This is a genomic window from uncultured Phyllobacterium sp., assembly GCF_902479695.1.
In the GTDB taxonomy this organism is placed as follows: domain Bacteria; phylum Pseudomonadota; class Alphaproteobacteria; order Rhizobiales; family Rhizobiaceae; genus Phyllobacterium; species Phyllobacterium calauticae.
In genome coordinates this window covers 22,207-45,933 of sequence record NZ_CABSQF010000029.1, presented here as the reverse complement: position 1 = coordinate 45,933, position 23,727 = coordinate 22,207, and the positions used below count along the sequence as shown (strand labels likewise).

The 23,727-nt window shown below is 61.0% G+C and carries 28 protein-coding genes; 5 read left to right on the top strand and 23 right to left on the bottom strand.

The annotated features are described in order from the left end of the window. From RDL77_RS17100 to RDL77_RS16990, 23 genes are all read right to left on the bottom strand, one after another. A complete protein-coding gene (locus RDL77_RS17100) occupies positions 1 to 1,287 on the bottom strand; it encodes a flagellar hook protein FlgE (RefSeq protein ID WP_223615465.1) in 1,287 nt (428 codons plus the stop codon). Between the two features lie 122 nt (positions 1,288 to 1,409). Then, entirely contained in the window at positions 1,410 to 2,081 is a 672-nt protein-coding gene (ftcR, locus tag RDL77_RS17095; RefSeq protein WP_288193870.1) for a flagellar transcriptional regulator FtcR, read from the bottom strand. Between the two features lie 238 nt (positions 2,082 to 2,319). After that, positions 2,320 to 2,790, bottom strand: coding sequence for a transglycosylase SLT domain-containing protein (locus RDL77_RS17090; protein WP_223615515.1), 471 nt, complete (start codon positions 2,788 to 2,790; stop codon positions 2,320 to 2,322). Positions 2,791 to 2,842: 52 nt separating this feature from the next. Next, a complete protein-coding gene (locus RDL77_RS17085) occupies positions 2,843 to 4,069 on the bottom strand; it encodes a flagellar hook-length control protein FliK (protein ID WP_288193869.1) in 1,227 nt (408 codons plus the stop codon). Then, positions 4,066 to 5,235, bottom strand: coding sequence for a chemotaxis protein MotC (locus RDL77_RS17080; RefSeq protein WP_288193868.1), 1,170 nt, complete (start codon positions 5,233 to 5,235; stop codon positions 4,066 to 4,068). The genes RDL77_RS17085 and RDL77_RS17080 overlap by 4 nt, the downstream gene beginning before the upstream one ends. Positions 5,236 to 5,273: 38 nt before the next feature. Then, a complete protein-coding gene (locus RDL77_RS17075; RefSeq protein ID WP_288193866.1) occupies positions 5,274 to 6,533 on the bottom strand; it encodes a MotB family protein in 1,260 nt (419 codons plus the stop codon). Beyond that, the gene (locus tag RDL77_RS17070) at positions 6,530 to 7,183 is read right to left on the bottom strand and encodes a hypothetical protein (protein WP_288193865.1); all 654 of its coding nucleotides are present in this window, start codon (positions 7,181 to 7,183) and stop codon (positions 6,530 to 6,532) included. Before RDL77_RS17070 ends, RDL77_RS17075 begins: the two co-directional genes overlap by 4 nt. Position 7,184: 1 nt before the next feature. After that, complete coding sequence (fliF, locus tag RDL77_RS17065) at positions 7,185 to 8,831, bottom strand: flagellar basal-body MS-ring/collar protein FliF (RefSeq protein ID WP_223615470.1); 1,647 nt, start codon at positions 8,829 to 8,831, stop codon at positions 7,185 to 7,187. Between the two features lie 139 nt (positions 8,832 to 8,970). After that, positions 8,971 to 9,921, bottom strand: coding sequence for a flagellin (locus RDL77_RS17060; protein ID WP_223615471.1), 951 nt, complete (start codon positions 9,919 to 9,921; stop codon positions 8,971 to 8,973). A 167-nt stretch (positions 9,922 to 10,088) separates the two neighbouring features. Then, positions 10,089 to 10,826, bottom strand: coding sequence for a flagellar type III secretion system pore protein FliP (gene fliP / locus RDL77_RS17055; RefSeq protein ID WP_223615472.1), 738 nt, complete (start codon positions 10,824 to 10,826; stop codon positions 10,089 to 10,091). Further along, positions 10,823 to 11,311: a flagellar basal body-associated FliL family protein gene (locus tag RDL77_RS17050; protein ID WP_288193890.1), complete on the bottom strand. Its 489-nt coding sequence runs from the start codon at positions 11,309 to 11,311 to the stop codon at positions 10,823 to 10,825. The genes fliP and RDL77_RS17050 overlap by 4 nt, the downstream gene beginning before the upstream one ends. Before the next feature lie 5 nt (positions 11,312 to 11,316). After that, positions 11,317 to 12,030 carry a flagellar basal body L-ring protein FlgH gene (flgH, locus tag RDL77_RS17045; protein ID WP_223615473.1) on the bottom strand — a complete coding sequence of 238 codons (714 nt, stop codon included), beginning with the start codon at positions 12,028 to 12,030 and terminating at the stop codon, positions 11,317 to 11,319. Further along, positions 12,027 to 12,467, bottom strand: a complete 441-nt coding sequence (locus RDL77_RS17040) for a MotE family protein (protein WP_308526413.1) — start codon at positions 12,465 to 12,467, stop codon at positions 12,027 to 12,029. The genes flgH and RDL77_RS17040 overlap by 4 nt, the downstream gene beginning before the upstream one ends. An 89-nt stretch (positions 12,468 to 12,556) precedes the next feature. Then, positions 12,557 to 13,777 carry a flagellar basal body P-ring protein FlgI gene (locus RDL77_RS17035; RefSeq protein WP_374042739.1) on the bottom strand — a complete coding sequence of 407 codons (1,221 nt, stop codon included), beginning with the start codon at positions 13,775 to 13,777 and terminating at the stop codon, positions 12,557 to 12,559. Beyond that, positions 13,774 to 14,256 carry a flagellar basal body P-ring formation chaperone FlgA gene (flgA, locus tag RDL77_RS17030; protein ID WP_223615474.1) on the bottom strand — a complete coding sequence of 161 codons (483 nt, stop codon included), beginning with the start codon at positions 14,254 to 14,256 and terminating at the stop codon, positions 13,774 to 13,776. The genes RDL77_RS17035 and flgA overlap by 4 nt, the downstream gene beginning before the upstream one ends. A gap of 8 nt (positions 14,257 to 14,264) precedes the next feature. Next, positions 14,265 to 15,053, bottom strand: coding sequence for a flagellar basal-body rod protein FlgG (gene flgG, locus RDL77_RS17025; RefSeq protein ID WP_223615475.1), 789 nt, complete (start codon positions 15,051 to 15,053; stop codon positions 14,265 to 14,267). A gap of 9 nt (positions 15,054 to 15,062) precedes the next feature. Further along, positions 15,063 to 15,383, bottom strand: coding sequence for a flagellar hook-basal body complex protein FliE (locus RDL77_RS17020; protein ID WP_223615476.1), 321 nt, complete (start codon positions 15,381 to 15,383; stop codon positions 15,063 to 15,065). Beyond that, positions 15,383 to 15,802 (bottom strand): flagellar basal body rod protein FlgC, encoded by a 420-nt coding sequence (gene flgC, locus RDL77_RS17015; RefSeq protein ID WP_105735210.1) that lies wholly within the window; start codon positions 15,800 to 15,802, stop codon positions 15,383 to 15,385. Before flgC ends, RDL77_RS17020 begins: the two co-directional genes overlap by 1 nt. Positions 15,803 to 15,807: 5 nt before the next feature. Further along, positions 15,808 to 16,188 (bottom strand): flagellar basal body rod protein FlgB, encoded by a 381-nt coding sequence (gene flgB / locus RDL77_RS17010; RefSeq protein WP_105735211.1) that lies wholly within the window; start codon positions 16,186 to 16,188, stop codon positions 15,808 to 15,810. Between the two features lie 115 nt (positions 16,189 to 16,303). Further along, positions 16,304 to 16,879, bottom strand: a complete 576-nt coding sequence (locus RDL77_RS17005; protein ID WP_223615477.1) for a hypothetical protein — start codon at positions 16,877 to 16,879, stop codon at positions 16,304 to 16,306. Continuing rightward, positions 16,876 to 18,252 carry a flagellar protein export ATPase FliI gene (fliI, locus tag RDL77_RS17000; RefSeq protein WP_374042738.1) on the bottom strand — a complete coding sequence of 459 codons (1,377 nt, stop codon included), beginning with the start codon at positions 18,250 to 18,252 and terminating at the stop codon, positions 16,876 to 16,878. Before fliI ends, RDL77_RS17005 begins: the two co-directional genes overlap by 4 nt. Before the next feature lie 31 nt (positions 18,253 to 18,283). Continuing rightward, positions 18,284 to 19,009 carry a flagellar basal-body rod protein FlgF gene (flgF, locus tag RDL77_RS16995; protein ID WP_223615519.1) on the bottom strand — a complete coding sequence of 242 codons (726 nt, stop codon included), beginning with the start codon at positions 19,007 to 19,009 and terminating at the stop codon, positions 18,284 to 18,286. Then, positions 19,006 to 19,785 (bottom strand): DUF1217 domain-containing protein, encoded by a 780-nt coding sequence (locus RDL77_RS16990; RefSeq protein WP_288193864.1) that lies wholly within the window; start codon positions 19,783 to 19,785, stop codon positions 19,006 to 19,008. The genes flgF and RDL77_RS16990 overlap by 4 nt, the downstream gene beginning before the upstream one ends. 163 nt (positions 19,786 to 19,948) lie before the next feature. On the opposite strand from RDL77_RS16990, the gene motA reads away from it, so the two are divergent. Genes motA through RDL77_RS16965 form a run of 5 tightly spaced genes read left to right on the top strand, consistent with a single transcriptional unit; the run spans position 19,949 to position 23,707 of the window. Next, on the top strand, positions 19,949 to 20,821 hold the full coding sequence (motA, locus tag RDL77_RS16985; RefSeq protein WP_319025573.1) for a flagellar motor stator protein MotA: 873 nt from the start codon (positions 19,949 to 19,951) through the stop codon (positions 20,819 to 20,821). Positions 20,822 to 20,829: 8 nt separating this feature from the next. Next, complete coding sequence (locus RDL77_RS16980; RefSeq protein WP_288193862.1) at positions 20,830 to 21,765, top strand: FliM/FliN family flagellar motor switch protein; 936 nt, start codon at positions 20,830 to 20,832, stop codon at positions 21,763 to 21,765. Beyond that, positions 21,746 to 22,246: a BAB2_0123 family type IV secretion system effector gene (locus RDL77_RS16975; RefSeq protein WP_288193861.1), complete on the top strand. Its 501-nt coding sequence runs from the start codon at positions 21,746 to 21,748 to the stop codon at positions 22,244 to 22,246. Before RDL77_RS16980 ends, RDL77_RS16975 begins: the two co-directional genes overlap by 20 nt. 25 nt (positions 22,247 to 22,271) lie before the next feature. Continuing rightward, positions 22,272 to 22,625 (top strand): flagellar motor switch protein FliN, encoded by a 354-nt coding sequence (gene fliN / locus RDL77_RS16970; protein ID WP_105735218.1) that lies wholly within the window; start codon positions 22,272 to 22,274, stop codon positions 22,623 to 22,625. Between the two features lie 53 nt (positions 22,626 to 22,678). Next, positions 22,679 to 23,707: a flagellar motor switch protein FliG gene (locus RDL77_RS16965; protein WP_223615482.1), complete on the top strand. Its 1,029-nt coding sequence runs from the start codon at positions 22,679 to 22,681 to the stop codon at positions 23,705 to 23,707. Positions 23,708 to 23,727: the final 20 nt, after the last annotated feature.

The window sequence follows — 23,727 nt, the reverse complement described above, 5'->3', positions numbered from 1 at the left end:
CTACCTCTTCAGATTGACCAGCACGTCCATCAAATCCGCACCGGTCTGGAAGACCTTGGAATTGGCCGTGTAGCTTCTCTGCGCCTCAATCATCTCAGTCAGTTCCTGCGCGATATCCGCGTTCGATTCTTCCAGCGCGCCGGATGTCAGTGTTCCGAAGCTGCCCTTGCCGGGCCTGCCGAACTGCACATCGCCGGAGTTGGCGCTGGTCGCATACACATTGCCGGACAGGACAAGCAGATTGTCGGGGCTGGGAACGTCAGCCAGCGCGATCTGGTAGATGGCGCGCTGCGCGCCGTTCTTGTAGCGGGCAACGACGGTGCCGTCTGCCGCGATATCGACATTCTCGATCGGGCTCGGGGTGCTGCCGTCGATCTTCGCCTCGATCGGCGTATAATCGCCTGCCAGCTGCTTGGTGGCCGACATGTCGATCTCGAGCATCTGGCCGTTGGGAATCTGCACCGAAAGGGATTTGTCGGCCGACGTCATCTTGCCGGTTGCGCCATCGAAATTGAAGGTTTCGCTGGCCAGGGGCGCCTTCGAATAGGGGAAGCCGCCGCTGGCCGCCGCATCGGCCTTGTTGTAAACCGTGGCCTCCCACGTGGCGTTCTTGGTGACCGGATCTTCACCCGTCTTGGTGAAGTAAACATCGAGAACGACCAGATTGCCGAGATTGTCAAAACTCTGAAGCGATGTCTTGGCGGTGTATTTTGCCGTCCCAGCGGTATTGGCGGCCGCATTGGACGGAAGGTCGGCGGCAGCGACAACGGCGGAACCCGCCGGCAGGTTGGCCGTGAACGTGCCCTTGCGGCTTGGATCGGCGACAAGATCGTTCTGCTTGACGTTGATCTTCTCGAGCCCCTGGTAGCCGTTGATGACCGAATTGGTCTGGCCGTTCACGATCGGATTGCCCATGAGATAGTAGCCGGCCGCATTGACCAGATTGCCCTGCGCATCCGGCACGAACGAACCGGCGCGTGTCAGGTATGGCGTGCCGCTGCTGTCATTGACCACGAAGAACCCGTTGCCCTTGAGCGCGAGGTCTGTCGACGAGGTGGTGAAGCGCAGCGAACCATCGTCGGAAATATGGTGACGCACAACCGTTTCGACGCCGCCGGAATTGTAGGAGCCGCCCGAGCTTGGCAGAACCAGCGAGGCAAACTGGGTGCTGGCGCGCTTGTAACCGGTGGTGCTGGAATTGGCGATGTTGTCGGACACGGTCGACAGGCGATTTGCCTGGGCGTTCATGCCCGATACACCCGTCCGCATCATTCCATAGAGGCTCATTTCCGTCTCCTTGCGCGATGATTCCGTTGCGAATCGTAACCTGACGATGCTTGCGTGAACCTGACGCCTTGAATGTTTCGAGAACTTGCTGAACGCCCCGCCGGCGGCGGAGCGGTGGAGGCTCAATCGAGATTGATGCAGTAACCGAGGAACCGCTTGGAATCGATCGGATCGTGGCCCAGCTGCTCGCGCAGTTTCTTGCGCAGCTTGCTGATGTGGCTCTCGACCACGCTTTCCTCGACCTCACTGTCGAAAATGCCGTAGATCGCGCTGAATATCTGCGCCTTGTTCAGGCGCCGCCCGCGGTTGGCGATCAGATATTCCAGGATGCGGCGTTCGCGCCGCGGCAGCGAAAACTCGACCCCGTTGACCTGCGGATCACGGCCGTCGGAGAAGACGCGGATCGGACCGACCTGCGTGCCCGTATCGCCGTTGCCGTAGCGCCGGCGGATCGCGTTGATGCGGGCGAGAATTTCCCGCACATGCATCGGCTTGCGGACCACATCATCAACACCGGCCTGGAAGAGTTCAAGCGTGTGTTCGAGCGACTGCGTTTCGTTGACCGCAATGACCGGCGCCGAGCAGCGCTCACGAATCTTGTGGGGAAACTGGCTGCGGTTCGCACATCCCCCTATCAGAACCCCCTCAACCGCCATAATGTCGCTCTGCTGGACGGTCGAAACCCAGTCACCGAAATCATCGGGAGCGAACCCTGTTGTTGTAATGCCCTCGCGGGCAAACCACGCCGAATACCCACTCGTCACCAGACTTCGTTCGTCGACGACTACAATCACGGCCCCACCTTCCGAATCAGTAAAAACCCCACACAACACACACCTAGCGGGGTCGATGACTCGCCGACAATCCCCAACTAATTGACCGCAATTAATTGGGAGTCTGAAATGGGGAGTCCGAAGGGGAAACGGGAGGGAAACGCGATGCGACTCGCATGGCTGAATGTCTACCGGTCATACCTTAACGAAAGATGACCGCGTCAACAAATTCACGTTTTATTACCGATCATTAACGCCCTCACTTATCGCAGAACATTCGCGCCTTTTGCGTCCAGTTTCCGAAGCCCGAAGCCACCATGTTTTCCATGACCCGGCACACATACTGCTTCTGTGCCGGATTGTTGTTGGGACCCGCATGGTAGCGTGCCACGGCCATGGTCCAGTTGCCTTCGCGTGCCCGGAGCTGTTTGAGAAAGCGCGCGGCGTAATCGACGTTGGTTGCCGGGTCCAGCATTGCCCCCACGGAGGGAAAGGCGCTGGCATGGAAATAGTGATTGATCTGCATGCAACCGAGGTCGATGAGCTTGGCACCCTGGCCATGTGCTTCGTTGAATTTCATCACGGCGGCCGCGGCTGACGGCATGAAAACCGCTTTGCCTTCGATGTTCATGGCGTAGGGCTGCAGCGAGTCCTTGCGCCCGGTCTCGGTCAATCCAACCGCATAGAGAATGCCGATCGGGATGTCGTATTTGCTCGACGCCCGGTGCATTTCGCGCTCGCAGAGATTGTCGGCATGCGCAGCGTGCGCGGTCAGCAGACTGCTACACGACCAGGCCGCGAGACACAGTGCGATCAGCCATGGTTTTGGCAGTCTTGTCATCGCTTTCATCGGGTCTGCTGTCTCCAAAATGCTGCTGCCCGGACGAGCGGTCGCCCTGCGTTCCCTGCGAGCCGGTGTTGGCCTGTCCCCGGCTCCCGGCCGGCTGGTCCTGGCCGGTCATGGCCTGCTGGCCCGGTTGTGTGCTTGCCACGGCTCCACTGCGATCGATCACGGAAATGGTGACGGCGGATGCGTCATCGGCAACACCGGCGCGCTGCAGGGCCTTGCCAAGGGCTTCGTGGTCGCGCGCGAGGTGCTCGGCTGCCGCCTTGCTTTCCGCCATGAGCTGGATATGCATGCCTTCGCCGGTCAGACGCAGGCGGGCCGTGACCGTACCGAGTTCGACCGGCTGCAACTGGATCACCAGCGTTCGTGCCGCACTGGTGCTGTGATCCGAGATGATCTGGACATCCGCGATGGCGGGGCGGCTCTGCGGCGCTGCTGGCGCCGCCTCGGCAAGCGTTGTCAGGGTGACGCGCGGATCGGCGGCGGGGGCCGGCTGGGCAACCGGAGCCGGGGTGCTGACGGCGGGCGGCTGCGCCTGTTCGGGAGCCTGCTTTGCACTGACGCGGGCCTTGGGCGCATCGGCCGCCGCTGCTTCGGCAGGCTGCGGCTGCGGGCCATCGGCCTTGTCCGGCTGAGCCTTGGTATCAGGATTGGCAGCGGCTTTTACAGCCGGCTTGTCAACCGCGTCCGCAGCGGCTTTCCTGTCGGCCAGAGACGCAGGCGCAGGCGGTTCGTCTTTACCATTTTCGCCGGTATCGAGCGCCGTTTCCCCGTCGGTCAGGGCATTGGCGTCCAGTGCCCGCAGCGGTTTGTTCTCACGTCCGGGCTGACCGCCGCCGGCCGATGCCTGCCGGTCAAGCAGCTGTTCCAGGGCGAGGATGGACTGGCCGAACATGGCCTGCGCGGACGGGCCAGTGCTTGCCTGCTCGTCGTCCGCTTCAACCTCCGGTTCGTCATCCATCGCGGCAACGTCATCCGGCGCGATCCCGTCGCCCGCCTCGGACGGCAGGCGGAGCGGCTTTGCCTCCAGCATGGACTTGAAGTCAACCGCGTCGTCCTTGCCCTTGGCCGCTTTCCTGTCGGGCAGGCGGTTTCCCTTGCCTGTCTCCCCGACAATGGCGTCCTTGAGTGATCTGAGCGGCATATCCGGTCCGATGGTCATTTCCTGGCCTTCCCTAGAAGCGCATCGATTGCGTCAAGCTTCTTGCGTGTTTCATCGATCATCGGATCAACCGCGATGGCCGGTTTGGGTGCACCGGTCTTTGCCCTGGCGTCCGTTGGTGCGGCACCGGCTCTCACAACGGATCGCTGCGGTGTTTCCGCAACATCCGCGGATGGCTGCTCGAGGATTTTACCCCCCATCGCCGCCGCTGCTTCCAGCAGTTTGACATCGCGTTCATGCAGGCGGTCGCGCGGCAATTCCAAGAGCATTTTCATCGCATCGTCGGTCTTCTCCGTGCCGACATTGCTGATCCCGAGATAGAGCCGTGCCTGCGTGTCATCCGCCTTGAGCGACTGGGCCAGCGCTTCGGCTTTTTCCGACATGAAGCGGGCGCGCTGCATGTCGCCGCCGACGATCGCACCGCGGGCTATGCGCAGGTAAAAGGGCATGCGGGCACCGGTCCAGGCCAGCGACGCCATTTCCTCGATCTCGTCATTGCTGATCTTGGCCTTGAGGACCATGACCGCATCGACCAGCTGGCGGAAGAAGTCCTCCGAATAGGGTGAAAGGGCAAAGCGCTGCAGATAATTGCGGGCCAGCAGCCTGACCTTGTCCTTGTCACCCAGATTGGCGGCCATCATCAGGCCGCGCCGAAGGGCAGCCTCTTCCAGCAGGGTTCCCGGCGCCGTCAAGCGGATGTAATCCAGGCGCTTCAGCGCTGTCGGTACATCGATGGCGGCGAGCTGTGCTGCGGTCACCAGCGAGATGGAAGCGATCAGTTCGCTCGGCACATCCGGCGGCAGCTCCTCGCTGAAGTTTTCAACGATGCCAAGCGGGTTGCCATCCGCATAGGCCAGCGAACCTGCGACCAGCTTGGGACTGATGCCATCCAGTTTCGTCGTGGTGAGGATGGTGCGCACGACCTGCGGATTGCCGCCATTCAGGAGATAGATGAGAATGGCGTAGGCGTTGGCCGGCTTTTGCCAGACATCCGGATTGGCCGCCTGGAGCTGCGCTGCAATATGGCCCAGCACCCGGTTGAGCATGGGCAGGGCTTCCGGCTTGCCGGAGGCCACCTGATCCTGCAGCATCCGCATGGAGCGCACCAGCAGATAGGGTTCCGGCGACAGCATGTCGGCCCGGGCCATGCCAAGAGGCAGGCTCACAAAACCGATCAACAGCCATCGCAGACGGGAGCCCCACATCATCTCTTGGCCGTTTTCAAAAAGATGTCGATACGCCGGTTCTGAGCCGCGTAGGGATCGGCCGGCACCTTGGGATCGCGGTCGGCATAGCCTTCCACGCGCAGGATGCGCTTGGCATCGAGGCCGCCGCGCGTCAGCATGTAATAGGCCATGTGCGCGCGCGCCGATGACAACCGCCAGTTGTCATACGTATCGCTCTTGAAGGGGCGCGCGTCGGTGTGGCCGCTGATGATGACGTCGCCCTTGCGCGCCGCGATAATCTTGGCGATCTGCTCGAGAACCTGCACCACCCGCTTGTCCGGCTTTGCCGATCCGATGGCGAACATGCCGTAGTCGACCTTGTCGGTCAGCTGGATCAGGACACCCTCGTCGGTGGGCACCACGGTGATGTCAGGCGCCTTTTCATCGGCGGCAGTGCCGGTCTTCTTCGAAATTTCCGAGGCAAGCTCGCGCGCCGAAGCAAGCTGCGCCGAATCCGGCTGCTTGTCGCCCTTCGCCGGATCAACGGTTACGCTGGCGTCGGCGGGCTTGGCCGCGGTCTTTTCCAGCTTCTGCTGGTTCGCCTGCTGGGCGGCATTGGCCGTATCCATCGGCTTTGCATCGGCCGTCGGCGCCTGCGCACCGGCCTTGTCTTCCACGCCCGCAGCCCGCTTTTCCAGCTGCTCCTGCGAGGGCGGCGGCACGGCGGGACTGTCGGTCAGCGGAAAGAGATCATCCTCCACATGGGTCGACCAATAGTTGGGATTGAACGGATCGCGATAGGCGTCACCGCCCTGCGCGCCCGTGGATGGGCCGGCATTGTTGGACCCGCCGTCACCCTTGGCTGACCGGTTCTGCAACACGCCGGAATCCGTGGCGATTTCCGCAAGCACCGCATAGGGGTCCTTGAACATCTGCCGCTCTTCCGTCTCCGGCTTGGCTTGCAGTTCCTTTTCGTTGCGCGCGCTCTTGGTTTCCGCATCGGTCGAATTGGGGCGTTCGAAGCGAACCTTGCCTTCCTGATTGTCCGTGGCTTCAATGCCCTTCGGCCGCGCCTGCCGGTCCATCAGCTTGACCGGATTGAAATAGCTGGCAACGGCCGCCTTGGTTTCCTCATTGGCGGCATTGATGAGCCACATGACCAGGAAGAAGGCCATCATCGCGGTCATGAAATCCGCATAGGCGATCTTCCAGACCCCGCCATGGTGGCTGTCTTCGCCGTCATTGCGGCCGCGCCGGACAATGACGATTTCGCGGCGGGTTTCCGGGTCGATATTCATCGGATCGTATCCTTCACCGCATCAATCAGGTGACCAAGCCGCGTTTCGACAACCACGTCGTCGAGTTTCATCGACAGCTCCGGCTGATCGGACCGGATGAACGTGAAGCGCATGAGATCAATCCCCGGGCGATTGCGCAAAGCATCGATGAGGTGCGGCGGCCCGGAAATGTCGATCATCACGCCCTCCAGGCCCTGTGTCAGCCGCTCGATTTCCCCGACAAAGCCGGTAACAGCGCGGTCACGCAGATTCTTTTCAACCAAAGGGGAAAGAACGGTTGCAAGACTGCTCGACAGTCCCGCTGATATGACCGCCAGCCCCGCTTCCACCTGTTCGTACAGGCGGGTTCCGATCCGATCCATGAAATCCGCTTCCGCCGCCGCCAGCTGTTCCTGAAAATCCCGCTCCAGCCGCAGTTTTTCCGCATCGAAGAGCACGGAGGCCTCCGCCTGCCCCTCGGCGCGGCCGAGCTCGAAGGTTTCCTTGATCTTCAGCTCGATATCGATGAGATCGACAACATCTTCGGGAACCGCGTCATCCACCAATGTTTCAACGCGCTCACGCGTCGCGGCGGCAAAAACCGTCACCCGGTCATCGGGCACATGTTTCGGCGTGAAGTCGGTGAGCATACTGGCAATCGATCGGGCCATATCAAGCTGCCTCGTGAACCCATTGCTTCAAGATCGCCGCCACGCGCTCTTCATCCATGTCGATCATCTGTTCCAGCCGGTTCTGCGCGGGAACGCGCATGCGCCGCCGCAGCTCGCTCAGGTCGTCATAGGGCAGGCTCTGGTCGGCATTGGCGGCCAGCGCCGGCTGCGGCCGCGATGCGGCGGTGAAATCGGGAACAGCCACGTCCGTACCGGCCGCCAGCTGCAGCGCATCCTGCGGCTTGGTCATTTCGCGCATCAGCGGGCGAACGCCGAACCACAGGATCAGACCCACGGCGACGATCAATGCAGCGGCATTGACGAAGCTGCCCGCCTGCCGTGACATCGTTTCCGACAGCGGCGTGGCGGCCGGCTGCAGCTGATCGTCGGTTGCTTCCATGAAGTTCAGCGCGGTCACGTTGATGACGTCCCCACGCTTCTGGTCGAGGCCGGCCGCGGTTGCCACCAGTTGGGTGATCTTGGCGATCTGCTGTTCGACGAATTTGTCCGGAACCGGTGTGACGCCTGCGGTTGCCAGCAACCGCGCCTGGTCGATGACGACGGCGATCGACAGGCGCTTGATCTGATAGCTGTCGCTGACCGTCGAGATCGTCTTGGAATTGACCTCGTAATTGGTCAGCTCTTCGCGCTTGTCGGTCTTTTCGGTCGAGCTGTCGCCGTTCTTGCTCTGGATTTCTTCCTGCGGGATGTTCTGTTCCACACCGGTCGCGTTGTCGCTCTTCGAGTTCTTCGAATCGCCGCTTTCGCGCACGACACGCACGGACCGCTCAACCTTTGATTCCGGATCGAACACGGTTTCGTTGGTCTGGCGCTTGTCCGTGTCGAGCGCCACCTGGACGCTTGTCTGGAAATGGCCGATGCCGAGATAGGGTGCCAGCGCCTTGCGGATGTTGTCATCGACCGAGGCCGAAACATTCTGCTCCAGCGTCGCCGACATGACGGCACCGGCATTCGAGCCATCATCCTTGGATGCCAGGAGCCGCCCGTTCGTATCGAGCACGGTGACTTCGGAGGCAGTCAGCTGCGGCACGGCGGCTGCGACAAGCTGGCGGATCGACTGCGCCGACTCCATCGAAAACCCGCCCTCGGTGCGGATCACCACGGAAGCGGAGGGTGCCTGATCGCCGCGGCGGAAGCTGCCCTTTTCCGGCAGAACAATATGCACGCGGGCGGCCTTGATGCCGCGGATCGCCTGGATTGTCCGGGAAATTTCGCCTTCGAGTGCACGCACCCGGGTGATTTCCTGCATGAACGAGGTAAGGCCCAGCGAGCCCATATTGTCGAAGAGTTCGTAACCGGCATTGTTGCTGGTCGGCAGCCCCTTCTCGGCCAGATACATGCGGGCCTGGTCCGCCTTGCCGAACGGGACGAGCACGGACGTGCCGTCGGCCTTCACATCGAACGCTATCCCCGCTTCGCCGAGGGCCATGCCCATGCGGTTGACGTCGTCGCGGCTGAGGCCGACATACAGCGTCTCATATTGCGGGCGGTTGAGATAAATGCTGGAGACAAGAATGGTGGCGAACAGGGTGACGCCGACGAGGGCGAGCCCGATGAGCCGCCGCGCGCCAAGCTTTTTCATGGCACCCAGAAACTGCTCCAGAGACTGTCTGATATTCTTTTCCATCGATGCCCACCACGCTTGCGTCGTCCGACCATAGAGGCCGAAGCTTGCGCGAAGTTAGAGCGTGCTGCGAAGTGGAAAAGAAAAAGGCCACGCACGAGGCGTGGCCCAATTCAGTACCGATCCCGAGGGATCGTCATCCTTAGCGGAACAGCTGCTGGATGGTCTGGTTGCTTGCATTGGCAATCGACAGCGCCTGAACGCCGAGCTGCTGCTGAACCTGCAGAGCCGACAGACGAGCCGATTCCTTGTTCATGTCAGCATCGACCAGCGTGCCGATACCACGATCAACGGCATCCGAAAGCGCGCTGATGAACGACTTCTGGCTGTCGATACGGGTCTTGGCAGCACCGAGCTGCGAAGCACCGGAAGCCAGGCCCTTGGCAGCAGCTTCGATACCGGTCAGCATGCCGTCAATCGCCGTGTTGTCGACGCCTGCAGCCGAAACGTCGATCGTCAGGATCGAGGTCTGCGTTGTGACAGGTGCGGCTGCTGCGTTGGTAACAGCAAACTGCTTGTCGAGAATGCCTGTCTTCGTTGCAGCGGTGCCGCCCGTGTCGATAAGACGGGTATTGGCAAGCGCAACGTCGATCGAGCCGGTCGTTACGACGCCGGTCGAGCTGCGGCTGTAGGAAGCGATCGTGCTGAAGTTTGCCGTTGCAGGAGCAGCGTCGACAGCCTGGTCGGTGGTGAGCAGGTTGGAACCGGCGTAGGAAGCGCCTGCGTTCTCCTTCAGGGCGCCGATAGCCGAGTTGATCAGCAGCTGGTTCTTGGCGCGGTCTTCAGCGCTGGCATTCTTGGAAGCCAGAACCAGGTTCTTGATGGTGTTTACCGAATCAATGGCCTTGTTCATTGCGGAATAGGCAGTATCGATCTTGGAGCTGCCGAGACCGAGAGCGTCCTGGATAACCGAGTTGGCACCGTTGTCCGAACGCATTGTCGTGGCAATCGACCAGTAAGCGGCGTTGTCGGAAGCTTCGGAGATCTTCAGGCCCGTTGCAATGCGGTTCTGAGTGGTGGCAAGGTTTTTGCCGGTTGCAGTAAGTGTCTGAAGCGCGGTCATTGCTGACGCGTTGGTAAGAATGCTGGCCATGGAAAAAGCCCCTATAAAAGATACATGTGATGGGGACATGTCGGATCAGAACCGACCTAACAGAGCGGCATGATGCCTGTAACCGAAGCGGTCACCTGTTATGACGAGCAGGAGTACGCCAGAATTGTTACGGTTTCAATAACGGCCAAGATTAATTTTCATCATGGTTACGAAAACGATCGTATCAAACTGCCGACCAGAATATTCCAGCCGTCGATCAGCACGAAGAACAGGATCTTGAACGGCAGCGACAGCACGGTCGGCGGCAGCATCATCATGCCCATGGACATGGTGAGCGTCGCGACGATCAGGTCGATGACCAGGAACGGCAGGACGATGAGAAAGCCGATCTCGAAACCGCGGCGCAGCTCGGAAATCATGAAGGCGGGCACGAGGATACGCATATCAATGGCCTCATTGGCCTTGGTGCGGAAGGATTCGTCCGCCAGATCCTCGAACAGCCGCAAATCCTTGTCGCGCACCTGCCGCAGCATGAATTCACGGAACGGCGACATGATCTCGCGGATCGCCACATCCTGGGTGATCTGGTTGTTCACCAGCGGCTGCACGCCGTTCTGCCACGCCCGGTCGAAAACCGGCGCCATGACATAAAAGGTCATGAACAGTGCAAGGCTGATCATCACGAGATTGGCCGGCGTTGTCTGCAGGCCGAGGCCGGAACGCAGCATGGAGAAGGCAATGGCGAAGCGGGTAAAACTCGTGGCCATGATCAGGATGCCCGGCGCGATGGAAAGCACCGTCAGCACCGCCAGCATCTGGATGATCTGGCCGCTGGTCGACGCGCTGCCCTGCGGGATCAGCCCGTCCAGGAGCGAGGGCGTCTGGGCCACGGCGGTTCCGCCGAGTACAAGCAGCAGCAGGGGTGTCAGAAGACGCCGTTTCATTCCATCACCAATGCCCAGATGTACACTTTCTCGATCTTGCCTTCGGAACGCATCCGCGCCCTCTCCTGCAGATCCATGCGCAGATATTCCAGCCCCGCCGCCCCGCGCAGCTGCATGAGATTGACGGTGCGCAGGAAGGCCATGAAGTCGCCGGCTACGGTTGCCGCCATTTCATCGGATATTTTCTCGCCGGGCTTGGCCACGATGCCCGCTTCCAGCCTGATCCAGACATCCTGCGGGATTTTCACGTTGGTCAGGATCGGTTTGAGCGCCACGACATTGCCGGATGGCAGGTCGGTACCGGCGGGGCGCGTCTTCTCGCCCGCCCCGGCGGCCTGACCGGCCGGCACGCTCAGGCCGAGCTGTGTTCCAAGAAACCAGCCGCCCGCCGCCGCGACGAGCGTGAGGACCGCCACCGCAGCAATGACCGCCACGCTGGATGGTGCTTTCGGGGCGGGTGTCGTGTCTTCGGCGAGCGTGCTCATATCGGTCAGATCGGCGATACTTGATCGAGGATCTGCTGACCCCATGCCGGCTGCTGCGTTTCGCTCTGGCGCCCGCGGCCGCCATAGGAAATGCGCGCCTCGGCGATCTTCTCGTAGGAAATGACATTGTCGCCGGAAATGTCACGCGGCCGTACGACGCCGGCGACATTCAGCACGCGCAATTCATAATTGACGCGCACCTCCTGCGAGCCGCGGATGACCAGATTGCCGTTGGGCAGAATATTGGTGACGATGGCCGCAACCCTCAGCACGATCTTTTCCGACCGCTCGATCTTGCCCTCGCCCTTGGTGCGGCTATCGGATTTCAGATCGAGATTGCCGCCGATATTGCCGGCGGAGAAGCCGCTGCCGCTGATATCCGCCTTGCCGCCGACATCGGATGAGGCGACGCGCGAACGGCTGTTCTTGTTGTCGAACGTCGCCTTTTCGTCGATCAGAATGTTGACGGTCAAAACGTCGCCCGGATTGGTGGCGCGCGGATCGCGGAAGAACCCGGCCGCGCGGTCCTGCCAGAGCGAATAGCGTTTCGGCTGCGGCTGGGACGGATAATAGGATGGATCCGAAACGCTGAAGCTTTGCCCGACGCCCGCGCCCACCGGCGACATCTGTGGTGTGCGGTTCAGATCACGAAAATTGTCGGCGCATCCCGAAAGGGCAACGGCACTGGCGATGGCAAACAGGGATGCCGCTTTCTTCATTGTGCGGTTCTTTCTTTGTTTGTGACCACACGGGATCCGACAATCACGCGGGCAAGACGCGAGGATTTTTCCGCGGGCATTTCATTCAGGATAACGCTGGAGACACGGGGATTGAGCTTCAGCAGCAGCGCGGCTGCCGGCTCGTCGCCCATCAGCGCCATCTGGGCCGCAGCCGCATCCGGCCGCATCTTGGAAATGATGCCCACCAGCGAATCCTCGGCCTTGTCGATGAACGCGTCACGCCGTTTCAGCCAGACCTCATATTCCTTGCGCTTGGCCTCCAGCTCCTGGATGCGGCTGTCGATATCCGCCCGCAGCTGCTCCAGTTCGCGCGTCTGCATGGCATAGCGCGCATCGGCCGCCTTGTCGGTGATGTTGGTGCAATAGCGGCCGATTTCCTGCCCGGTTTCATCCTTGGGGGCCGCATCCTGCGCCATGGTGGCGGATGGCAGCAGGGAGATTGCCAGCAAGAATGCAGCAGCCTTGGAGGATGCCGTGATTTTCCGTCGTGCGTTCATGGCAACACTCATTGGACCACCAGCTCCGCATGCAATGCGCCGGCCGTCTTGATGCCCTGAAGGATGGCGATGATGCCCTGCGGCTTCACGCCGATCTGATTGAGACCCTTCACCAGGCTTTCAAGATCGGTTCCGCCAAGAACGCCGATTTTGGAGGTTTGCCGAACCTGGATGTTGGTGTTCGGTTCGACCGCCGTCACGCCGTCACTGAACGGTTCCGGCTGAATGATCGTCGGCGTCTCGGTGACCTTGACGGAAAGCGTGCCATGGCTGATGGCGACCCGCGATATCCGCACCTTCTCGCCGATGACTACGGTCCCGGTGCGCTCGTCGACGACGACCCGCGCCACCTCGTCGGTCGGCACCGGCAGACCTTCGATCTCCGCGAGGAAGCGGGCCGCCGTGATATCCTTGGGCTTGCGCAGACGGATCGACTTGGCGTCGCGCTCCTTGGCAACAGGCTGATTGTACCGCCGTTTGGCAAAGGCATTGATCGTATCGGTGATGCGCACGACCGTGGTGAAATCCGGTTGCCGCAGCTCGACGAGAAGTTCGCCGTCCTGGCCGAAATTTCCGGAAACCTCCCTTTCAACCAGGGCGCCGTTGGGAATACGTCCGCTGGTCGGCGTACCCTGCGTAACGGTGGCGGCGTTACCGGATGCCGTGAAGCCGGACACGATCAGGTTGCCTTGAGCCGCCGCATAGACCTGGCCATCGGCAGCGGCCAGCGGCGTCATGACCAGCGTGCCGCCGGACAGCGACGTGGCGTCACCCAGCGAGGAAACGGTGATGTCGATCCGCGAGCCGCGCCCGGCAAAGGGCGGCAGATTGGCGGTGACGATGACGGCCGCAATATTCTTCGAACGCGATGCACCGGCCGGCGGGCTGATGCCGAGATTATCGAGCATGGCGCGCATGGATTGCTCGGTGAACGGCGCATTGCGCAGGCTGTCGCCGGTTCCGCTCAATCCGACGACGAGACCATAGCCGACGAGCTGGTTTTCACGCACGCCCTGAATGGCGGCGATATCCTTGAGCCGTGCGATGACTCCGCCGTCGCTGAACTGGGAAGCCGGTCCGCCCCAGCGCCCGTCGTCGACGTCCTTCTGCCAGGCAGCCTGGGCCTGGGCCGGCGTCTTGTAGCCTCTTTCCTTGGGCGAAGATTCGCCCGCATGCAGTGCGGTCGATGCAAGGACGGCCAACAGAACAATCGCGAAACGCCGCATCATTGCATGCCTACCTGTATACGCCCATCGGCGAGGATGGTGCCCGTTACGGTGATGCCGCTGTCGATATTGCGCACCTTGATGAAATCACCGACGCGGCCCGGCTCCAGCGGCGTGCCCCGCGCCGTGATGACGAGCGCACCGGTATCATAGACCAGTACCGCCGGAACCCCGCGCTGCACCATGTCGGGCTCATTGACCGAAGACAGGAGGATGGGCTGCCCCGGCAGCAGTGTCCGGCGCGATATCTTGCCGACGAGTTGATCCGGCGACAGCACATATTGCGCGGCGGCGGAGGCACGGATCGTAAAATACTTTTCCGTCAATCCCGCATTGCCGATGGTCTGGCCGGGATAGATGATCTGGGAAGGCACCAGGAATGCAATGCGCTCGGCGCGGGCGGCGACGGAAAAGACCAGCGCGCACAGGCTGAATGCCAGCACGCGAAGAGCCCAGTTCCCGATGATCTTTGCCGCCGTCATGATCGTCCTCAGCGCAGGTTCTTCGACACGACCGATGCCATTTCATCGGCTGCCTGGATGACTTTCGAATTCATTTCATAGGCCCGCTGGGCCGTGATCAGATCGGTGATTTCCTTGACGGGGTCGACGTTGGAATTTTCCAGATAGGCCTGCTTCAGCGTACCGAAACCGGGATCACCGGGAACGCCGACAACCGGAGCACCCGACGCATCGGTCTGCTTGTAGAGGTTGTCGCCAAGCGGTTCGAGACCGGCTTCATTGGCAAAATTGGCAATGGTCAGCTGGCCGAGATTGATCATCGGAATCTGGTCGGATTGCTTGGCAAAAACCTGGCCGGAATCGGTGATTTTCACTTCGATGGTGTTGGTCGGAACAACAATGTTGGGCTCGACCAGATCGCCGTTGAGCGTTACGAGCTGCCCCGTCGCATTGGTGTTGAATGCCCCGGCGCGGGTATAGAGCGTTTCGCCCGCGGTGTTCTGGATCTGGAACCAGCCGCGGCCCTTGAGCGCCACGTCGAAGGGATTGCCCGTCTGATTGAGCCCGCCCTGAATATGCAGGTTGCGGACGGCCGAGGTCTGCACGCCGAGCCCGACCATCGCGCCCTCGGGAATGATGCTCTGGTTTGCCATGTTCGGTACACCGGCGCTGCGCTCCGTCTGATACAGCAAGTCCGAGAACTCGGCCTTTGCGCGCTTGAACCCGGTCGTGTTGATATTGGCGATGTTGTTGGCAATCACTTCCAGATTGAGCTGCTGGGCATTCATGCCGGTCGCAGCAATGGTGAGCGCTTTCATTCTGATTCCTTAAATCGGCATACGGCTGATTTCGAGATAGGCCTGGACGATCTTGTCGCGAATGGCGATGGCCGTCTGGAGCGATTTTTCCGCATCCATGACCGCGTTGACGACGTCACGCGTCGGCACGTCGCCGGTCATGCTCTTGAGCGAAACCGCTTCGGCATTCTGGAGTTTGCCGGTGAGCTGCGACAGAACGTTGTCAAAGGAAGGCTGACCGGTTGCGGCTGTCGCCGGCGAAGCGGCACCGGGCATGGATGTCTGATTGACGGTTTCCGATAGTTTGGAAAGAGCGTTGCGGGTGGATACACTGAGAAGCTGGTCTATCATCAGGAGTTCCTTAAGAGATCGACGGTCATGGCAATCAGTTCACGTGCTTGCTTGACCACCTGGAGATTGGCTTCGTAGGAGCGGTTGGCTTCGCGCATGTCCGCCATTTCGACGACCATGTTCACGTTTGGATATTTGACCATGCCCTTGGTGTTGGCGGCCGGGTGGCTTGGATCATATTCTTCGGTAAAGGCGGAAACGTCATGCCCGACTTCCGCGATGCGCACGGTCTCGACGCCGCTGCTGCGGTCGAGCTCGGTGGCAAAGGAAACGGTCTTGCGGCGGTATGGATCGCTGCCCGCCGTCTTGCCGGTCGACTGGGCGTTGGCCAGGTTCTCGGAGACGATGCGCAGACGGGTCGATTGGGCATTGAGGCCGGAAGCGGCAACCTTGAGCGCGGCCTGGAGCGGATCTGACATCTGTTTCAGCCCTTTACTGCGGAGAGCATCATGCGGTGAAACGCCTTCACGATGCTGGTGTTGAGCGCGAACTGGCGATTGATCTCGCCGGACTTGACCATTTCCGCTTCGAGGCTGACCGTGTTCTTCGAATGGTTCTGTTCCGTCACTTCATTCTTGCGCAGCGCGGTGGCGGCGATGCCGGATGCATTGATTTCAAGGTGCTTTGCATTTGTCGCCGCCATGGTCAGCTGGGTCTGCTGCAACACGTCCTTGAACGGCTCCACGTCCCGCGCCTTGAAACCCGGCGTATTGGCATTGGCGACATTGCCGGAAACCGCGGCCTGCCTGACGGACAGCCACTCGGCCTGACGTGATGCCAATTCGAACAGATGAATCCCCTGCATGTGCCTGCCTCGCGTCCCGGACCAATCAATTGAGATCACTCTATGCGGTCAATCTTGCGTGAGACTTGCGGCGACGACAGCCACGGAACTTATGCATGGACAAAGAGGCATTTGATCAATTGGTTCGGCTGATCACTTCGCCGTCGGATGTCTTGATCTGCCACGAACCGTTGCCATTGCCGCGCTCGATCGCAACCAGGGTGCTTCCATCCGGCAAGGGCGATCCCTTCTCGACAAACCAGTAGCCGGTATTGTCTTCGATCATCACCAGACCGCCGACCACTTCGCGCACCAGGAACACCGGCTTGTCGGGAAACGGCTGTTTGCTGGCGGCATTGATCCCCGCCAGACGATCGCCGGTGAGCGCCGACGTGGTTGCCGTGGTCATGAGGTCCACGTCGCCGGTTTTCGTTCTCGACAGCGACACTTCGGTGCCGTTGTTCTTGCGCACGACCTTCTGGTTCGTCCGGTCCAGGGGGTCGCGAACGGTTTTGCCGGTGGCTTCCGGCTTGGGCCGCGCTTCCCAGATGTCGTAGTACATCACGAAGGGCAGGATGGCGCAGATGGTTGCAAGGACAAATCCCGCGCCCTTGATATAGCCGTCAAAGCGCTTGTCGCGCTGGCGGGGCGCGGGAATTTCCGTTGCCGGATCGCTTTCAGGCGCCAGGCCCGTGGTCTTCTGTTTTGTCATGCCCCCTCCTTTGGCCGAAGCGCCGCTGCCAGATCGCTGTAGGGATCCAGCGAAAGCGGCGTGGCCGGTGTCTGCTGCATAGCGTCGTAAATGCGTGGAACCAGATGAACGGCCTGATCGAGCAGGGGATCACCCCCCTCCTGATAGGCGCCGATCATCCGCAGGTCGCGGGTCTCTTCGAACCGCGAAATGAGGCTGCGCATGCTGGTGGCGAGTTTCGCCTGTTCCGGCGACCAGTTGTGCTGCGCCAGGCGCGAAATGGAACCGAGAATATCCATGGCCGGGAAACGGCCCTGCGCAGCGATGGCGCGGTCGAGCACGATGTGCCCGTCCAGCGTGCCGCGGATCGCATCGGACACCGGATCATTGTGATCGTCGCCATCGACCAGAACGGCATAAATGCCGGTAATCGTACCGCTGTCCGACAATCCGGGGCCGGCGCGCTCAAGCAGGCGCGGCAACTGGCTGAACACGCTCGGCGGATAGCCGCGCGAAACCGGCGGTTCACCCGCAGCAATGGCGATTTCGCGCGCCGCATGGGCAAAACGCGTCACGGAATCCACGATCAGAAGAACATTGTCGCCCAGATCGCGAAAATATTCGGCGATGGCCGTTGCCGTATTGGGGGCAAGCCGGCGCATCATCGGACTTTCGTCGCCGGTCGAAACAACAGTGACCGTCTTGCCAAGCTTGCCGGCCATGGTGTCTTCGAGCATGTCGCGCACTTCGCGGCCGCGTTCGCCCGTCAGCGCCAGGACAACCGTGTCGAAATCCGTCGCCTTGGTCATCATGGCCAGCAGCGTGGATTTGCCGACGCCGGACCCGGCAAAGACACCCATGCGCTGGCCGAAACACATCGGCGCAAAGACGTCGACGACATTGACGCCGGTGCGCAGGCCGATTTCGACGCGGCTGCGATTCATGGCGAGCGGAGCCGGACAATCCACGGGCTTGGAATTATTGCCTGCGGTGAGCAAACCCTTGCCGTCGAGCGGAAGACCGAGGGCGTTGATGACCCGCCCCTTCCAGTCGGGCGCCGGGGCAATGCGAAAGGGCCCCTCGGGGAAGACGGGCGTTCCGAGCGACGGCACGATCCGGTCATCGAACGGCTTGACCAGGACGCGCGACTGCTCGATCCGCACGACTTCGGCCGGGTGCAGCCGGTTGTCGCTGCGGATGGTCACCATGTCGCCGAGCTGCGCCTGTTCCGAAATGCCGCGCACGCCGATGGCGGAGCGCGACACCTCATTCACATAGCCGCCGACGGCCACGGGAGCCGGAGCCGTCACGACCTGCGAGACAAGCCTTGCCAGCGCCTCGAGACTGCCCGTCCCGGTACTCATCGTCGGCAGGGCTGCTTCAAGATCCTGCATGCTTATCCCGCCGGTTCAAGGAGACGGTGCATCAGGTCTTCGATCCAAGCGTCTTGATGGCTTCGGAGAAGGTGCCTTCATTGCCGCGCAGCAAGGCATCGACCCGCTCGAAAGCCCGGGTAACGCTCATGAGCCGGGTCATTTCGCCGATCGCATCGACATTTGATCCCTCGATGGCGCCCTGAACAACGCCCGCATGCGGATTGTCGATGGTCGGCTGCGCGGTAATGCTCGGAATAACAGCCGAATTGTCGAAATAGGTCAGCTTGGCATTGGGGCTGATCGTGAACAGGCCAATGGAGCCCAGCTGGCGCTTGTTCTGATAGACCGCCCCATCGGCGGAAATCTGCGGCGGACCGCCATTGGGGTCAATGACCAGGGGCTGGCCGCCCGCATCCAGGATGGGGTAACCCTTGACCGAGCGCAGCTCGCCGGTCGTTGTCATCTGCATGCGGCCGTCGCGGGTGAAAACCTGCCCGGCCGGTGTCTGCAGCGAAAACCATACGTCGCCCTTTGCGGCGATATCCAGGGGATTGCCGGTCTGGGTGATCGGCCCTGCGTCCGTCTTGATATAGCTCTGACCGGCCGAAACGAAACTCGAGTCCTCGGCCGCCTTCGACACCATGGTTTCGAATTTCATGCCCGTGGCGCGAAAACCCGGCGTCGACATGTTCGCCACATTGTGCGCCAGGGCATCCAGGCGGCGCTCCAGCGATATCTGCGAGGACAGGCCGACATAGATCGAGTTTTCCATCAGCGGCCACCCAGCTTGAACGACTGCAAGATCGTCAGGATGTTTTGCGAAATGCCGATTGTGGTATCCCCGCCGAAAAGCAGCGAGGGAATGGTGGAGGCAGTCGAGGGATTGTTCATTTCATACATAGCCGTAAACCGGGTGAGGAATTTCTCAAGCTTTGCCGGATCCTTGAGAGATGCGAGATCGAGCTTGTCGGTGACCATCTTTGCCTGCCGGTCGATATCCATGTTGGACGCCTGCGTCGGGATGGAAAAGGTTGTCTGGAAGACCTTGAGCAGTGCCTTGTCGCCGAGGATTTCATAGGCATTGGTGATCGTGGGCGCCTTGCGGGCAAAATACAGGGCAAGCCGCACGCCTTCATTGTCCTGCCCGGCTTCCTGCTCCAGCGTCTGGCGGGCATATTTGTCCGTCACCGGCTTGAGCACGGCGGGCTGGCTGGTCGCCTTGTCACCCAGTTTGGCGAAATCGAACGTCGTGGCAAACTCCAGGTAGCGCTTGTCCGTCAGTTTGTTGGCAAAGCTGTCCTTGCCGGTACCTTCGGTGAGAACTTTGCGGATAAAGGCCTTGGCGAAAGCCATGTCCTCAAGCCCGACAGCCTTCAGGGCGTATTTATACAGCCGGTCGTCCTTCATAAAATCGTCAATGGTTTTGACCTTGCCGATATTCTTCAGGTAGTAGTCCGTGTCGCGCTGCACGACCGGTTCGGCGGCCACCCTCGTCAGCGAACGCGTCAGGTTCGACGAGATCAATTTATAACTGGTCATCGTGTTGATCATGGCAACAGCACTCCCACGGCTTTCGCCTATCTGTGCCAAAGCAAGCTTGCCTGAAGCTGTCCGCGCAATTTCACCCCGACTACAAACCTGCGTCTCCATGCAAGGTTCACGCAAGCCGGACTTGCTACTCCTCGGCTGCTGGCAATATTTGCAGGAGAGCGCTTTGGGAATCCTTGTTGGACTTGTGGTAACGATGGGATGTCTCCTTGGCGGCTTCATTGCCATGGGCGGGCATGTGAGTGTTCTCATGCAGCCGTGGGAATTCGTCATCATCGGCGGCTCCGCGCTCGGTACATTCCTGGTCGCCAATCCGTTTTCGGCGGTCAAGGATACCGGACGCGCCTGCATGGAGGCTTTCTCCAACAAGGTTCCCAAGCAGCGCGACTACCTCGATGTGCTCGGCGTCCTCTACGCTTTGATGCGGGAACTGCGCGCCAAGTCGCGCAACGAGGTGGAAGTCCACATCGACAATCCCAATGAATCGCTGATTTTCCAGGCATTTCCGAGCGTTCTGAAGAACCATGATCTGACGCAGTTCATCTGCGACTACTGCCGCCTGATCATCATCGGCAATGCGCGCTCGCACGAAATCGAGGCGCTGATGGATGAGGAAATCCACACGATCTCCCGCGACAAGCTCAAGCCCTACCATGCCATGGTGGCCATTTCGGAAGGTTTGCCGGCACTCGGCATCGTTGCTGCGGTGCTGGGCGTGATCAAGGCCATGGGCGCCCTCAATGAATCGCCGGAAGTGCTGGGTCATCTGATCGGCGCGGCGCTGGTCGGCACCTTCGCCGGTATCTTTCTTTCCTATGGTGTGGTCGGCCCGATTGCCACCAAGATCAAGACGACGCGCGAGAAGCAGAACCGGCTATACATGATCGTCAAGCAGACACTGCTCGCCTACATGAACGGCGCCCTGCCGCAGATCGCGCTCGAATATGGACGCAAGACGATTTCGGCCTATGATCGTCCGTCCATCGATGTGGTCGAGCAGGAAACCATCTCCACCGTTCCGATGCAGCAAGCGGCGTAGGCTGAACAATGGATGTCGAGACAGAACAGAAAAGACCGGACGTGCTTGCGGAAAGCATCCTGCGCGCCGCCGGCATGTCGGTGGACGATCTCAAATCCCTCGAGGCGGTGTTTCGCGACCTTGCAACGACGTTTGCCGGCAAAATAACCAGCCAGTCCGACGTCACCATTGCCGCCGAATTCGTGCGCATGGAATCAATCGAGAAGGATGCCATTGCCAGCACCCTGATGCGCTCGGGACTGATCGGAACCGTGCAGGTCGTCAAATGGGCATCGCGCCTGCTGCTGGCTGCCGACCGTGCCTTTGTCGATTGCGGGGTCGATGCCCTGTTCGGGTCCGGCGCCAGCCAGGACCACCAGCCGCATCGCCCGATGACCTCGGTCGACCTTGGCATCGCCCGCCAGATCTTCACCGACGTCACCGCATCGCTGGATCACATGTTCTCGGGCGGCAGCGACACGCTGTTCCAGATCGCCGAACTGACGGAAGCCGCGCATTTCTCGGTTGCCTCGGTGACCGATACGCGCATGATATGCTGCACGATGCTGCTCAAGGTTGGCGGACACAGCGGCCAGATCATCATCATGATGCCGCGTTCGAGCTTCCGTCCCATGCAGGACGCCATCGCGCGGATGCTGCAACAGCCGGCACACCACTCCGATCCGACCTGGGCAAAGAAGCTGCGCCTCGAGGTGAGCCGGGCCCATATCGACATTGAGGCCTTCATCCAGCAGGGGTCCATGACGCTGGAACAGATCACCCTTTTGAAACCCGGCCAGATCCTGCAGCTGCCCAAGGATGCGATCAATCAGGTACGCCTGCGCAGCGGCAAACAGGCACTTTACAAATGCCGTCTGGGCAAGACCGGCACGGCATTCACCGTGCGCATCACCGATCCTATCAATGAAGAAGAGGACCTGCTCGATGAGCTTGCTGCTGGCTAATCTCATTTCCGCCGCCCTGATCGCAACCGGGCTTGCGGTCTTCCTCGTTGCCCTGCGCAAGGCCAACCGGCTGACGGCCATGAGCCGCGCCATGGCGCAACAGGTGGCCGGTTCGGCCCGGAGCCTCGAGCAGGCGCTGCTCTTCCTGCAGAACGAGCGTGAAACCTGCCGGGACGAAAGCGTGCGTCTGGAGGCCAAGCTCAAGGATTCCGACCGCGCCCGTTCGGACATGACGCGCACCATCCGCATGGTTGAACGCGCCAAGAACGAGTTCAAGGACAATGTGCGCCCCTTCCCGGCCGTCGATGCCGCCCAGCGCGCTGCCGCACCCGCCTTTGCGCAGCAGCCGGTTCCGGCAGCCCAGACCGAGATCCGTCAGGGCACGCCTATCCACAACCAGCCCGCGGCTCCGGCGAAAGTCCTGCCCGTGTTCGTCAATCGCATCGTCCGCAGTGCTGACGTGGCGAATGCCGTCCTTTAACCCAGTGTGAACGGGATTTCCCATCATGGCCATTTCCGACAAGAATTCCATCGAAGACGAGCTCAACGAGGCAATCGAAGATCTCAAGCGCGATGAACCGCAACCAAGCCGCAAACCTGCGGGATCGAAGCCGAACATCGATCTCATCATGGGCATTCCCGTCGACGTCCAGGTTGTTCTCGGCAGCACGTCGATGCCGGTGGCCAATCTGATGAAGCTCGGCCGCGGTGCTGTCGTGACCCTCGACAAGCAGATCGGCGATCCCGTCGATATCGTCGTCAACGGGCGGGTGATCGCACGCGGTGAAGTCATCGTCCTCGAGGACGACTCCTCGCGCTTCGGCGTCAGCCTCACCGAAGTCATCGGCAGCGGCAGTTAAGTCATCCGCCGCCGCGCCGCCTTCCCCCCTACAAGCACGAGAAGCCAGACCGCATGAGCGATCAAGACACACCTCAGGGCGAAAGCACCATCCAGGACCTGAGCGGCCCGGAAAAGGTGGCCGCATTGCTTGTGGCGATCGGGCGGCCATCCGCCTCGCGGCTTCTCAAGCATTTCAATGCGGACGATCTGCGCTCGCTTGCCGGCCATGCCCGCAAGCTCGAGCCGATCACCCCCGGCGACTTCGAAGAGCTGGTCAAGGAATTCGAGAACGCCTTTGCCGACGGCGCGCCGGTTTCGGAAGCCGGCATGCGCTTTGAAGGGCTGCTGCGTGAAACGCTGTCGGCGGAAGAGGCCAGCGCGGTCATCGAGAACCGCCGCCCCGAACTGCTGACGCAGGAATCCGTGTGGGATATCCTGCCGCGCGTGCCGCTCGACGTGCTGCAAGCCTATCTGTCAACGCAGCATCCCCAGGTGACGGCCTATGTGATTTCGCGCCTGCCTTCCGATATCGCGGCCCGGCTGCTGATCGGCTTTGCGCCGCAGGAACGTGGTGCCATCATTCAGCGCACGCTGCATATCCGCAAGGTGGGTCCTTCGACGATCGCGATGCTGGAAAGCATCCTGCAGCGCGAGGTCACCGGAAAAGACAATTCGGGTTCCGAGAAGAGCCATCACGGCACCGTTGCCAACATCATCAACCAGCTGGAAAAATCGGAGATCGACGAACTGCTGGCGAGCCTCACCGATCTGGGCGCGGAAGACCTTGCCAAGATCAAGGCCAAGCTCTTCACCTTCGAGGATATCGTGCGCATATCGCAGCGCGCGCGCCTCATCCTCTTCGATGAAATCCAGACGGATGTGGTCACATCAGCATTGCATGGCTGCGAGCCGCGCCTGCAGGAACTCATCCTCCAGTCCCTGTCGACACGCGGACGGCGCATGGTCGAAACCGAATTGTCCAGCCAGACCAACATCAATGCCAACACGGTCACGGAAGCGCGCCGCGCCATTGCCCGCACCGCCATTGCCCTGGCCGAACGCGGCGAGCTCAAGCTCGAACCGCAAGAATCCGAAACATGATCGGCAGGGCCTGCTAGAGC

What these genes read in the sequence shown, in the direction of transcription:
- RDL77_RS17100 (WP_223615465.1), bottom strand. Translation starts at nt 1,287, where the DNA reads ATGAGCCTCTATGGAATGATGCGGACGGGTGTATCGGGCATGAACGCC.
- RDL77_RS17090 (WP_223615515.1), bottom strand. Translation starts at nt 2,790, where the DNA reads ATGCACCGGGCGTCGAGCAAATACGACATCCCGATCGGCATTCTCTAT.
- RDL77_RS17085 (WP_288193869.1), bottom strand. Translation starts at nt 4,069, where the DNA reads ATGACCATCGGACCGGATATGCCGCTCAGATCACTCAAGGACGCCATT.
- RDL77_RS17075 (WP_288193866.1), bottom strand. Translation starts at nt 6,533, where the DNA reads ATGAATATCGACCCGGAAACCCGCCGCGAAATCGTCATTGTCCGGCGC.
- RDL77_RS17070 (WP_288193865.1), bottom strand. Translation starts at nt 7,183, where the DNA reads ATGGCCCGATCGATTGCCAGTATGCTCACCGACTTCACGCCGAAACAT.
- fliF (WP_223615470.1), bottom strand. Translation starts at nt 8,831, where the DNA reads ATGGAAAAGAATATCAGACAGTCTCTGGAGCAGTTTCTGGGTGCCATG.
- RDL77_RS17060 (WP_223615471.1), bottom strand. Translation starts at nt 9,921, where the DNA reads ATGGCCAGCATTCTTACCAACGCGTCAGCAATGACCGCGCTTCAGACA.
- fliP (WP_223615472.1), bottom strand. Translation starts at nt 10,826, where the DNA reads ATGAAACGGCGTCTTCTGACACCCCTGCTGCTGCTTGTACTCGGCGGA.
- RDL77_RS17050 (WP_288193890.1), bottom strand. Translation starts at nt 11,311, where the DNA reads ATGAGCACGCTCGCCGAAGACACGACACCCGCCCCGAAAGCACCATCC.
- flgH (WP_223615473.1), bottom strand. Translation starts at nt 12,030, where the DNA reads ATGAAGAAAGCGGCATCCCTGTTTGCCATCGCCAGTGCCGTTGCCCTT.
- RDL77_RS17040 (WP_308526413.1), bottom strand. Translation starts at nt 12,467, where the DNA reads ATGGCGCAGGATGCGGCCCCCAAGGATGAAACCGGGCAGGAAATCGGC.
- RDL77_RS17035 (WP_374042739.1), bottom strand. Translation starts at nt 13,777, where the DNA reads ATGATGCGGCGTTTCGCGATTGTTCTGTTGGCCGTCCTTGCATCGACC.
- flgA (WP_223615474.1), bottom strand. Translation starts at nt 14,256, where the DNA reads ATGACGGCGGCAAAGATCATCGGGAACTGGGCTCTTCGCGTGCTGGCA.
- flgG (WP_223615475.1), bottom strand. Translation starts at nt 15,053, where the DNA reads ATGAAAGCGCTCACCATTGCTGCGACCGGCATGAATGCCCAGCAGCTC.
- RDL77_RS17020 (WP_223615476.1), bottom strand. Translation starts at nt 15,383, where the DNA reads ATGATAGACCAGCTTCTCAGTGTATCCACCCGCAACGCTCTTTCCAAA.
- flgC (WP_105735210.1), bottom strand. Translation starts at nt 15,802, where the DNA reads ATGTCAGATCCGCTCCAGGCCGCGCTCAAGGTTGCCGCTTCCGGCCTC.
- flgB (WP_105735211.1), bottom strand. Translation starts at nt 16,188, where the DNA reads ATGCAGGGGATTCATCTGTTCGAATTGGCATCACGTCAGGCCGAGTGG.
- RDL77_RS17005 (WP_223615477.1), bottom strand. Translation starts at nt 16,879, where the DNA reads ATGACAAAACAGAAGACCACGGGCCTGGCGCCTGAAAGCGATCCGGCA.
- fliI (WP_374042738.1), bottom strand. Translation starts at nt 18,252, where the DNA reads ATGCAGGATCTTGAAGCAGCCCTGCCGACGATGAGTACCGGGACGGGC.
- RDL77_RS16990 (WP_288193864.1), bottom strand. Translation starts at nt 19,785, where the DNA reads ATGATCAACACGATGACCAGTTATAAATTGATCTCGTCGAACCTGACG.
- RDL77_RS16980 (WP_288193862.1), top strand. Translation starts at nt 20,830, where the DNA reads ATGGATGTCGAGACAGAACAGAAAAGACCGGACGTGCTTGCGGAAAGC.
- RDL77_RS16975 (WP_288193861.1), top strand. Translation starts at nt 21,746, where the DNA reads ATGAGCTTGCTGCTGGCTAATCTCATTTCCGCCGCCCTGATCGCAACC.
- fliN (WP_105735218.1), top strand. Translation starts at nt 22,272, where the DNA reads ATGGCCATTTCCGACAAGAATTCCATCGAAGACGAGCTCAACGAGGCA.
- RDL77_RS16965 (WP_223615482.1), top strand. Translation starts at nt 22,679, where the DNA reads ATGAGCGATCAAGACACACCTCAGGGCGAAAGCACCATCCAGGACCTG.